General features: G+C 40.3%; 10 protein-coding genes. All 10 read right to left on the bottom strand.

Annotated features, from left to right (window positions below; genetic code table 11):
• A partial coding sequence (locus HMPREF0851_RS05775) for a YSIRK-type signal peptide-containing protein (RefSeq protein ID WP_000499420.1) occupies window positions 1–1904 on the bottom strand: 1904 nt, incomplete at its 3' end.
• Window positions 1905–2426: 522 nt separating this feature from the next.
• Complete coding sequence (locus HMPREF0851_RS05770; RefSeq protein WP_000942382.1) at window positions 2427–4667, bottom strand: DNA internalization-related competence protein ComEC/Rec2; 2241 nt, start codon at window positions 4665–4667, stop codon at window positions 2427–2429.
• Window positions 4651–5301 (bottom strand): helix-hairpin-helix domain-containing protein, encoded by a 651-nt coding sequence (locus HMPREF0851_RS05765; protein ID WP_000387349.1) that lies wholly within the window; start codon window positions 5299–5301, stop codon window positions 4651–4653. Before HMPREF0851_RS05765 ends, HMPREF0851_RS05770 begins: the two co-directional genes overlap by 17 nt.
• Before the next feature lie 66 nt (window positions 5302–5367).
• Window positions 5368–5937, bottom strand: a complete 570-nt coding sequence (locus HMPREF0851_RS05760) for a GNAT family N-acetyltransferase (protein ID WP_000443727.1) — start codon at window positions 5935–5937, stop codon at window positions 5368–5370.
• A gap of 212 nt (window positions 5938–6149) precedes the next feature.
• Entirely contained in the window at window positions 6150–7154 is a 1005-nt protein-coding gene (locus tag HMPREF0851_RS05750) for a PhoH family protein (protein ID WP_000658165.1), read from the bottom strand.
• Window positions 7155–7238: 84 nt separating this feature from the next.
• Entirely contained in the window at window positions 7239–7454 is a 216-nt protein-coding gene (locus HMPREF0851_RS05745) for a YozE family protein (RefSeq protein ID WP_001232084.1), read from the bottom strand.
• An 8-nt stretch (window positions 7455–7462) separates the two neighbouring features.
• Entirely contained in the window at window positions 7463–8317 is an 855-nt protein-coding gene (gene cvfB / locus HMPREF0851_RS05740) for an RNA-binding virulence regulatory protein CvfB (RefSeq protein ID WP_025169838.1), read from the bottom strand.
• A 59-nt stretch (window positions 8318–8376) separates the two neighbouring features.
• Window positions 8377–8934, bottom strand: coding sequence for a ribosome recycling factor (gene frr, locus HMPREF0851_RS05735; protein WP_001262225.1), 558 nt, complete (start codon window positions 8932–8934; stop codon window positions 8377–8379).
• Window positions 8935–8954: 20 nt separating this feature from the next.
• A complete protein-coding gene (pyrH, locus tag HMPREF0851_RS05730) occupies window positions 8955–9680 on the bottom strand; it encodes a UMP kinase (protein WP_000002995.1) in 726 nt (241 codons plus the stop codon).
• An 83-nt stretch (window positions 9681–9763) separates the two neighbouring features.
• Window positions 9764–11098, bottom strand: coding sequence for a methylenetetrahydrofolate--tRNA-(uracil(54)-C(5))-methyltransferase (FADH(2)-oxidizing) TrmFO (trmFO, locus tag HMPREF0851_RS05725; protein WP_000083709.1), 1335 nt, complete (start codon window positions 11096–11098; stop codon window positions 9764–9766).
• Window positions 11099–11185 lie beyond the last annotated feature (87 nt).

Here is an 11185-nt window from a genome sequence, read left to right as displayed (position 1 = left end):
TTTGCTGTTGAGGCTGTACTTGCATCACTGTTTCCGTGTTTTGCAGTTGCGCTGACTTGTGTTCCTGCACTTGCTGCATTGTGTGCTACAGTGATTACTCCGTTTGTTGGATCTACACTTACACCGTCTTTAGCTGGTGATAGACTCCATGTTGAGCCAGTTTTCGTTGCGACCACTGTTGAGTTTCCTACTGTAACTTCTACTCGGTCTGCATCTGCACTTGGCGTTACGGTTACTCGTGCGTTTGCTTCGTCACTTGCTACAGTTGGGGCATCTGGCGTAACTTCTTTTAACTGTTCCTTAGCGTTTAATAAATCCAAAGATAATCTTTTATATTCTGCTGTTGTTTTTAAATCACTGGATTTCAATAAAGCATCGATCTCATTTAATTTATTTTCATAATTGCTAGCACTATCACCTGTCTTTTGACTTTTATCTGTAGACTCTGTTTCTTTTAATTTATTATATATTCTCTGCAAGAGATTCTTAGCTAGGTTACTCGTATCCTGACTAATACTAAATTCTAATCCAGAAATAGGAAGCGCATAATGGTTATGAGGCGATTGATATCCCATTCCTAAACGTTGATTATCAGCAGAACTAATACGAACAGTATAATCTGTTACTCCTTTTGGTAGAACAATATTTTTACTTGTGAATGTCCCTGGTGTTCCATTTGGCTTGTTCTGCTCCTCTGCCATTTTTGCTTCAACTTGCTCTTTATCTAGTGTCTTGTTATTATATTCATTTCTTAGATACTCTCTCTTATTTCCGTCTTTCGCTGGTGTTATAATTGCATCGTCATCCTTCTTATTATCTGTTGGGGAAAAAGTTTTAGTATAAATTGTTTTCTTGACCCCATTTTCATCAATCATAACTTCTACTTTATATTTTGCTTTTCCTCCATTGATATCACCAGAATACCCTGTCTTGAAGGAAATTTTTACTGTAGAACCAGTTTCAGATGAATAGGCTTTAAATGTCTTTTCGATACCATTAAATCCCTTAACACCTTTTGCAATACCATTCCCTTCACCGTTTTCTTTATACGATTGACCATCAAATGTTGGTTCCTCTCGGTCCGCTAAAGTTCTAACTTTTGATAGAAATAGCATATAGTCACCAGTTCGATCAAATGCTTGTTCTCTAACATAGGTGTCATAATAGTATTCGTAATTTCCTTTGATTGTACGAACAGTATTTACTGTTTCTAATGGAAAAACTCCACCTTCTGTTTTTCTTGCAATTGCAAATTTTCCTGTTTCTCCATTTTCTGTTACAGCTTTCCACCCAGCAAATTCATTAATTTCATTAACTGCTCCTTTTTTTACTTGTTTAGAGTTACCAACAGTGTTCATATCTCTAATTTTGTCATTATTTTCAACTGAATCTTCCAATTCGTTTAGTTTTGCTTTCAATTCATCCAGACTAGCTCCCTCTGCTGGCGCTTCAAATACTTTATTTGCCGAAGGATCATCATTAGTGGTAGAACTATCCATCCCACTATCTGGATTTGATCTACGAACTCGTTTCAAAACCGCAGGTTTCTCTTGATTTTCCTCAGTATTTAATGTTGTTGGAGTATCAGTAGAAATTACTGATTCCCTATTTTCTTTTTCAGATTTAGCAAGAGGGTGATTGTTTTGTTCTACGGGATTTTTTTTATCAGCCTCTGTACTTCCTTCATTTGTTTTAGATACAGTCGATATACTTTCATCTCTATTTGGGCTTGTAACTTCCAAAATAGCTTCATTTGTAGAATGCTGTTGCTCGGATGCCTCTACAGCACCATTGCCTAGAAACATCAAAAGAGCTGCTACAGCTACTGAAGCTGCACCAAAACTTACTTTACGAATAGAAAAACGTAATTGTTTTTCACGATTGTGATTATCTTTATAAAACATCTGATTTCCTCCATGTTAAATATCTTATTATATTCTATAATACTCTTCTTATTAAATAAATCAATAGATTATTTTCAAAATTTTTTACCAGAAAACCAAATCTATTCGTATATATATATATATATATATACGAATAGATAGTCCTTTTATTTTATAATTATTATATTTGATGCAAATAAAGAACTATTGTCTGAAAAATTACGTTTTGATAACATTTTCGAATTTCAAAAAATTATAATATTCAACTTGTTCATTTTTATATTTTATCCCCTGATTTCTATGGAGTCTATTTTGTTACAAAAAAGTATCATCTATAATGAAAACCATCAAATTCACATTAAAAAATCTTTTCAAGGCTATACAAACAATCTTTAAAATCAGCAAAAACGCATAGTATCAGTTGTCTAAAAAACTTGATATTATGCGTTTTATTATTAAAAGATTTTCTTTCTTATTTTTGATTACATGAAGTGATAATTAAGTGGGAATAGAAATCTAACACCTTTTTAAAACTTGCTCTTCCTATCGAACGCTTTCGATTTTCCAACTATTCCAACCCTTAAAGCGTATAGCCCCTTGCTGGTCAGTTCGATATACTTTGCTATTGATACCTTCCAGTCGTGTCAAGGTTTCCTGATGGGGAAGTTTCGTTCGATTGTTCTTTCCAACTGAAATGAGAGTCATCTCTGGTTTGAGTTTTTCCAGAAAGGCTGAACTTGATGATTTTTTATTGCCATGTTGACCAGCTTTCAAGACATCCACTTCTAGGTCAGGATATTGCTTCAGCAAGTCCTTCTCTCCCTTCTCCTCCAAATTTCCTGTGAAGAGAAAGTGCTTATCCAAGAGTTTCCCATAAAGAACCAGGGAATCATCGTGTCCTCCATCTCCAATTTTCCTTGGAGATAGGACTTCTAACTGACTTCCAAAAATTGGCAAGTTCTCTCCCATTGTCACACTGCGTACTTTGATTTGAGTCGCTTGTAGTTCCGCTACAAATTGCTTCTGTTTCAGACTGCCTTTTGATACTAAGATCTCCCCTACATGGAAAGCCTTGGTCACCTCCAACAAATCTCCAACATGCTCCTTGTCCGTGTTGGTCAAAATCAGCTGGTCAATCTTGGCTACTCCTCGACTTTTGAGATAGGGAATCAAGGTTCGCTGGGCATTGCTGGTCGTCTTCTTTTCTTGCCATTTTTCGATTTTCTTATTAGATTCTGCCTTGCCACCGACATCTATGAGAATGGTTTTACCAGTCATATCCCGTAAGAAAATACTTTCGCCTTGCCCAACATCCAGCATGGTGATTTCATTTTCTAGTGGATACTTGGTTAGGAAAAAGAGACCTGTAATCAATAAGCTCAATACCGTTAGCTTTTTAATGTTTTTCCTCAAATCATAGGCTAAAGCCAAGGAAATTAACAATAGGATTAAAAGCCATGCATTGGGTTGTCCAAAGACAAGCGGTTTACTTGCCACCTGCGAGACAAAGCGAATCATTCCCTCCAACCATTCAAAGATAAAATTCAGATGAATGAATGGATAGAGAAAGGAAAGGGCAAATAGGACAGACAAGAGCGGTAAGAAAACCAAGTCAAATAGAAAGGAAAAGACAAAAGTCAAAAGGATGGACCAAGGCTGAAATTCTGCAAAATAGAAGGATAGAATGGGCAAGATTCCCAAAGAAATAACCAAACTTTCTCTAGCAACAGCCTTGAGGCCTTCTCCTTCTTTGCTGGTCATGGTCAAGATAAAAGCGTAGGCACAGGACAAAACTCCTCCTGCAGTCAGGAAAAAGTTGGGCATGATGACAAAGAGGACAAGTACCGTCAAGGCAAAATTATCCAAGCCCTTAACACCATGTTGAGCCAGTAACTTTTGCAAAAGACTGCGAATGACCGAAGCTGAAAATCCTGTCAGACCTGCATAAATAAGGGAAAAGGGATAGGTCAGCCATTTCAACTTTTCTTGGGTCAAACCCAATCGCAAGAGAAGTTTCTTAAATCCATCCATGAAAAAGCCTACCTGCATACCCGACAAGGCAAAGAGGTGGATAATTCCTAGACTAGAATATAGTTCATTCATCTCCTCAAAGTCGGTGTCCAGATGCCCTAATAGAAGCCCCGTCATGTAATTGCGAATAGGTTCTGGAAAATGCGTCTTAATCCAAACTACAGCCTTTCGGCGTAAACTGGATAGATTTTCTCCTATATCCCAACTGCTAACCTGTTTAAGCGACTGGATTCTTTTGATATTGAGAGTCTGGTAAATTCCCTGAGTCATCAGATAGGCTTGGTAATTAAAGCCACCAAAATTTCTCTGCCCTTCTGGCTCTGAAAGTTTTCCTTCTAGTTCCAAATCATGAAGGACTGTTAAAGCTTGAAAGGATTCTTTCTCCTCCTCGGATTGGAGTTTATAATAGACTTGGAAAATGCGTCCATCAGCCTTGCCACGAAAGGACAGACTATCACCATTGACCTTAATAGTGTCAGGCAAAATCCGTACCCTTTCAACAGAATCCGCCAAATTTTGACTCGCTTGACTCTGTTGCCAATTTTGAAACAGAAACCAGAAGGCAAAGACTCCACAAATCACTAGAACTTTGCCTGCTGATTTCCAAGGAAATTGGAAAAAGAGACAGACTAACAGAAAAACAAAGCCCAATAAAGCAAGATAAGATGCTGAGAAAATGGCGTAGTAAATCCAAAGTAATAGAAAACTCAGGTAAATTAAGGGAGTGGGGAAATTCTTAATCCACTGTAACATAATCTTTTAACTTTTCTATGGTCTTGGCACCAATGCCAGAGACTTTCTTGAGTTCATCAACCGACTTGAATTTGCCATTTGCCTCACGATGATCGATAATGTCCTGAGCTCGTTTTCCTCCCAAGCCTTTGACCTGCTTAAGTTCTTCCAGACTGGCCTTGTTGAGATTGACCTTCTTTTCCTTGCTTGTTGAAGAAGTCGTCCCCGAAGCAGTCTGCTGACTAGCTGCTTCTTCTCCCTTAGTGGGAACGTAAACCAGTGCTTCATCACTGACTTTCTGAGCTAGATTGAGCGACTTGCTTTCTGCTTGCTCTGTTAAACCACCTGCCTTCTGAACGGCATCATTGACCCGACTACCTACAGGCAAATCATAAATTCCTGGCGATTTAACAGCCCCCTTCACATCTACTGTGATTAGATCTTGTTCAACCTGTTCTTCCTTTTCTTCCTTCTTCACTTCCTTTTCGGATACCGAATCCTTGGAAACAGCTGCGACTTCAGCCTGCAAATTCGTTTCCTTGACAGGTGTTTGTGGAGCTGGTTTTAGCAGGAAAAATCCTCCTACAAGCAAGCCCAGACCAGTACAGATGACAATGATTTTATACTCTTTAATTTTCTCGATAATTGCTTCCATATTTTCTCCTCTCTTAGATTATTCGTAAAAGGAAGAAAAAACAGTTGAAAATGTCTTCTCAACTGCTTATTTATTTGCAAAATAGTCTTCCTTGGTCAAGACATAATGAACTCTTGTAACGATTCGACCTTTTTCATGCTGGTCCATACAAGCATAAGCTTCTTCGTGGGAAAAACGCATTCCTGATTTCTCCATAACCTTTCCAGACGCAGGATTGTCCTTATCGTGAAGGGCAATCAACTTATTCATCCCTATCTTCTCAAAAGCTAGCTCAATCACGGCACGGTTGGCTTCTGTCGTTAATCCTTGATTCCAATACTTTTTATTGATAATGTAGCCAATAGCTGCCTTCTTAAGAGCAGGATCCATCTTGTGCAAATCAATGGTTCCGATAAATTTGCCATTGCTTTTTAGTTCTATTCCCCACCGTCCCAAGGGATTGGCCAAGTAGAACTGAGCAATATTATTTTTGGTTTCTTCTAAATTTTGATTGGTTAGAAAAGTGTAACGTGTATTATCCTTGTCCGAGGCATAGGCAAACATTTCTTCCGCATCATCCAAGGTTACAGGTCTAAGCAATAAACGGTCTGTCTCCACTATTGGATACTGAGCTAGTTTTAAAAAGATTGATTCCATAAATTTCTTCCACTTGAAACGTTTCTAATCTAATATAAGGATATTGAATAAAACATTTAAAACGCAAATTTATAGTAGATTGAAATAAAATATGAACAAATCAATCAGGAAAGTCAAATTAATTTCTAGAAATGTTTTAGCAGTCACGACGTACTATTCTAACTTCAATCAACTATAGATTTAGCACTGAGATAACTTTAAGTTCAAAAGAACTATCCTTCAGATAGAGGTTGAGGATCTAATTCTTCACTCTCTTCTTTTTTAACCGGTACTGGTTCATAAGCTCGGATAATCTGAGCGACAACTGGATGACGAACCACATCCTTGGCTGAAAAGTGAACAAAGTCAATTTGGTGAATGTTCTTGAGTTTTTCTTGGGCATCAATCAAACCTGACTTGACGTTACGCGGCAGGTCAATCTGACTGATATCTCCATTGACAATCATCTTAGAATTAAAGCCTAAACGAGTCAAGAACATCTTCATCTGCATGATAGTCGTATTTTGCGCCTCATCGAGAATGACAAAGGCATCATCCAAGGTCCGTCCACGCATGTAGGCAAGCGGTGCAATCTCAATGATTTCACGCTCCATGAGACGAGTCGTTTGGTCTTTTCCCAGAATCTGATACAAGGCATCATAAACAGGTCGAAGGTAAGGATCTACCTTCTCCTTGAGATCACCCGGAAGAAAACCTAGACTCTCTCCTGCTTCCACTGCTGGACGTGTTAGGATAATTCGCTTGACCTGCCCACGTTTAAGAGCAGTCACTGCCAAGGTCACTGCAAGGAAGGTCTTCCCTGTCCCTGCAGGTCCGATTCCAAAGGTCACATCATGCTGTTTGACACTATCCACATAAAGCTTTTGACCCAATGTTTTGACACGGATAGGCTTTCCAGTATTGTCCTTGATAATTTCTTCTTCGTAAAGGGCGACAAACTTGTCGATTTCATCGTTTTTGACCATACTAATAGCCGTCACTACATCTGGCGTGCCAACGGTCATCCCACGATTGACCAAGACCATGAGAGCTTGAATAACCTGACGAGCTTCCTCGCAAGCAGACTCTTCTCCCAAAACCTGGACAATCTCCGTACGAGCATGAATCACCACATCAAGCTCTTCTTCCATCAAACGAAGATGGCGTTCATTGGAACCAAAAAGATGAAACAGGTCATCTGGATGATTCAGTTGAATGTCAATTGAATGTTCCTTCAAATAAAGAACCTCTCTAATCCTTTTATTTCTTTTTATTATAGCAAAGGGATGGAGAAATTACTAGCCCAAACCCAGTGACTCATGCTAGTGTTCTAAGTATTCTTGCCAGATAGCGTCAAAGTCTCCTAGGTTGAAAGAGAAACTGGCATGTTCTTCCAAAAAGCGACTCACCTCATCAAAATCATCTGTGTGTTTTGGGAAGGCTGACTCTTCAAAAGCGAGGTCTGCCAAGATAGCCTTGGGACTATTACTTTTAGGATTGCGCTCAGTCATGAGCCAAGTGTAAAATGATTTTCTCATAAGTCACCCTAGATCAACTCTGTCCCAAACTGGTCTTGCTTGATTTTACCAGCCTTCATCAAGCCACCAAGTGCTTTCTTGAACTGACCTTTAGAAATACCAAAGGTTGCCTTGATATCCTCAGGAGATGACTTATCATTTAAGGTCATGAAACCGCCATTGCTTTCCAAATAAGTCAAAATCATCTGAGCATCATTTTCCAACATTTCAAAAGAACGTGGTTTGAGGGAGAGATTCAAGGTACGGTCCACTTCACGGAAACCAATGACACGCGCATCTAATACTTGCCCCAAACGTGGCTCTGCGTAGCGCTCACTAGGATGGATAAAGCCAAGCATATTATTTTCTGGTAGGTAGACAAAGGTTCCTGACAGCTTAAGACGATACACAATGGCTGGCCAGTTTTGATTCTGCATATTGTTGTAGGCAGGACGAGCCAGACGTTGGAAGTCTTCTTGATAGGCCAAGAGTCCCCAGATACGGTCTTTCTGGTCCACTTCAAGACGTATGTAGAGTTGGTCGCCCTTCTTAGGCCAGAGTTCCTTAAGCTCAGGGAGGATATCGAGTGACACAACGATTTCCTTGTCAGGAAGACCTGTATCTACAAAAACACCCAAGTCCTTACGAACTTCCGTTACAGTTCCCCAACCAAATTGGTCCTGAGTGGCAGTCACTTCTATAGTGGTCAAGCGGAGTTTTTGCTTCATATCCGTGTAGGCAAAACCTTTAACCGTATTCCCTACTGTATGCTGGCCTTCTTCCTTGGCAAGTGCATAGGTTTGACCATCCTTTTGCACAAAGTAAAAACGGTCATTTTCATCGATGATGAGTCCAACGATAAAACTTGCAAGATTTGTATTCATATTTCCTTCTTTCGAATAAAACTCAGCCAGCAATGCCAACTGAGTTTTCCTGTTTATTTTTAGACTTCCAAAAGTTCTTTTTCTTTATTAGCAGTCATGTCGTCGATGTGTTTAACAGCATCGTCTGTTACTTTTTGAATATCTTTTTCAAGAGTCTTCAATTCGTCTTCAGTGATTTCTTTTGCTTTTTCTTGTTTCTTAGCTTCATCCATAGCATCACGGCGGATATTGCGGACAGCCACTTTAGCATTCTCACCGACCTTCTTCACTTCTTTAGCAAGGTCACGACGAGTTTCTTCTGTAAGAGCTGGGATCACCAAACGAATAACAGAACCGTCGTTAGCTGGTGTGATACCAAGATCAGAAGCGTTCAAGGCACGTTCGATGTCCTTCAATGAAGACTTGTCAAATGGTGTTACCAACAAAACACGCGCTTCTGGAATCGTAATGGAAGCGATTTGGTTAAGAGGAGTTTCTACTCCATAGTATTCTACATGTACACGATCAAGCAAACTTGCATTTGCACGACCAGCACGGATACCACCAAATTCACGAGCAAGTGATTGATGAGACTGAGTCATTCTCTCTTTAGCTTTTTCAATAATTGCGTTAGCCATAATCTTTCTTATTCCTTTTCTTAAATATTATTTGAAACAGTTGTTCCGATATTTTCACCAAATACAACACGTTTGATGTTACCTGGTTGGTTCATGTTGAAGACAACCAAGTCAATATCGTTATCCATTGAGAGGGTTGAAGCTGTTGAGTCCATGATACGAAGACCTTTATTGATAACGTCACGGTGGGTCAATTCTTCAAACTTAACAGCTGTCTTGTCCTTCTTAGGATCGGCATTGTAAACACCATCGACACCATTTTTAGCCATGAGGATGGCATCCGCTTCGATTTCAGCTGCACGAAGGGCTGCTGTTGTATCAGTTGAGAAGTAAGGTGAACCAATTCCGGCACCAAAGATAACGATACGACCTTTTTCAAGGTGACGAAGGGCACGTCCACGGACATAAGGCTCTGCCACTTGTTGCATGGCAATAGCTGTTTGTACGCGCGTATCGACACCAACTTGTTGCAATGAATCTGCCATCACAAGAGCATTCATAACAGTCCCAAGCATTCCAGTGTAATCTGCCTGAACGCGGTCCATTCCTGCTTCAGCAGCAGGTTCTCCACGCCAGAGATTTCCTCCACCAATAACAAGGGCAATTTCGATACCTAAGCTATGAACTTCTTGAATCTCTTTTGCGATTGTTTGAACTGTTTGGATATCAATCCCTACGCCACGTTCACCGGCAAGGGCTTCACCTGATAACTTGATTAAAATACGTTTATACTTGGGGTTCGCCATTTTCACTCTCCTTTTTTTATCCTACCTATTTTATCACAATTTCTAAGATTTTTATAGTATCATGAGCAATTCTTTCAAAAAAATTAGACAGTCAAAAATTCCTCTAAGTCGCTAAGGGCACGCTCTGCAATTTTTTCATAACGAGCCTTCTTATCACGGATACGTTCGCCTTCCAACTCCTTGATAATCCCAAAATTGACATTCATTGGTTGGAAATGCTTGCTGTCCGCATGGGTGATATAATGAGCCAGACTACCAATCGCTGTTGTCTCTGGGAAGATAGCTTCACTTTCTCCCTTGAAAAGACGAGCCGCGTTAATTCCCGCAACTAATCCTGACGCTGCTGACTCTACATAGCCTTCCACACCCGTCATCTGACCAGCAAAGAAGAGGTTGGGCTGTTTCTTAGAACGGTAGGTCTGCTCAAGAAGATTTGGTGAATCCATGTAAGAATTGCGGTGCATAACACCATAACGAACAAACTCAGCATTTTCAAGACCTGGAATCATTTGGAAGACTCGCTTTTGCTCTCCCCATTTGAGGTGGGTCTGGAAACCAACGATATTGTAGAGACTACCAGCCGCATTGTCCTGACGTAGCTGAACAACCGCATACGGTGTTTTAAATTCTCCATCACGAGGGCCTGTGTAGTCGTCTGGATACTCCAGACCGACTGGCTTCATAGGGCCATAAAGCATGGTTTTAATACCACGTTTGGCCATGACTTCGATTGGCATACAACCTTCAAAGTACTTTTCTTTTTCAAAAGAATTGAGCGGTGCTTCTTCCGCATTGACCAAAGCTTCATGGAAATCCATAAATTCTTGCTTAGTCATAGGGGCATTGAGGTAGGCCGCTTCTCCCTTATCATAACGAGATTTTAGATAAACCTTGCTCATATCGATAGTGTTGACGTCGATAATAGGCGCTGCCGCATCGTAGAAATAAAAACCATCACCGTCATTAAGGGCATGAATCTTTTCAGCCAAAGCATCGCTGGTCAAAGGACCAGTCGCCACAACTGTGATAACATCTGTCGGCAATTCTGTAATTTCATCACGAACCACTTCAATCAAGGGGTGGTTGGCCACTTTTTCGGTCACCATTTGAGAGAAACCATCACGGTCCACCGCAAGGGCTCCACCTGCAGGAACACGGGTTGCCTCAGCAGATTCTAAGATAACAGAACCCAAGCGACGCATTTCTTCCTTGAGGAGGCCGACGGCATTTGTCAGAGCATCCCCACGTAGGGAATTGGAACAAACTAACTCAGCAAAATTGTCTGTTTTGTGCTGAGGAGTCGACTTGACACCACGCATTTCATAAAGTTTAACTGGAATACCACGCTCTGCGATTTGGTAGGCTGCTTCAGAACCTGCCAAACCAGCACCGATAACATTGATATAAGATTGAGACACGACACTAATACCTCTTTGGGTAGAACCTCAGTCCATCTCCAAACAAGCCACTGGATTGTTTGGCACCCACAAATCTTTCTAATTTTT

The sequence above is a fragment of the Streptococcus sp. M334 genome (assembly GCF_000187745.1).
Lineage (GTDB): Bacteria > Bacillota > Bacilli > Lactobacillales > Streptococcaceae > Streptococcus.
Note: the sequence above shows the minus strand (reverse complement) of the source record. Positions and strands in the feature narration are given on the sequence as shown.

What these genes read in the sequence shown, in the direction of transcription:
- HMPREF0851_RS05770 (WP_000942382.1), bottom strand. Translation starts at nt 4,667, where the DNA reads ATGTTACAGTGGATTAAGAATTTCCCCACTCCCTTAATTTACCTGAGT.
- HMPREF0851_RS05765 (WP_000387349.1), bottom strand. Translation starts at nt 5,301, where the DNA reads ATGGAAGCAATTATCGAGAAAATTAAAGAGTATAAAATCATTGTCATC.
- HMPREF0851_RS05760 (WP_000443727.1), bottom strand. Translation starts at nt 5,937, where the DNA reads ATGGAATCAATCTTTTTAAAACTAGCTCAGTATCCAATAGTGGAGACA.
- HMPREF0851_RS05745 (WP_001232084.1), bottom strand. Translation starts at nt 7,454, where the DNA reads ATGAGAAAATCATTTTACACTTGGCTCATGACTGAGCGCAATCCTAAA.
- cvfB (WP_025169838.1), bottom strand. Translation starts at nt 8,317, where the DNA reads ATGAATACAAATCTTGCAAGTTTTATCGTTGGACTCATCATCGATGAA.
- frr (WP_001262225.1), bottom strand. Translation starts at nt 8,934, where the DNA reads ATGGCTAACGCAATTATTGAAAAAGCTAAAGAGAGAATGACTCAGTCT.
- pyrH (WP_000002995.1), bottom strand. Translation starts at nt 9,680, where the DNA reads ATGGCGAACCCCAAGTATAAACGTATTTTAATCAAGTTATCAGGTGAA.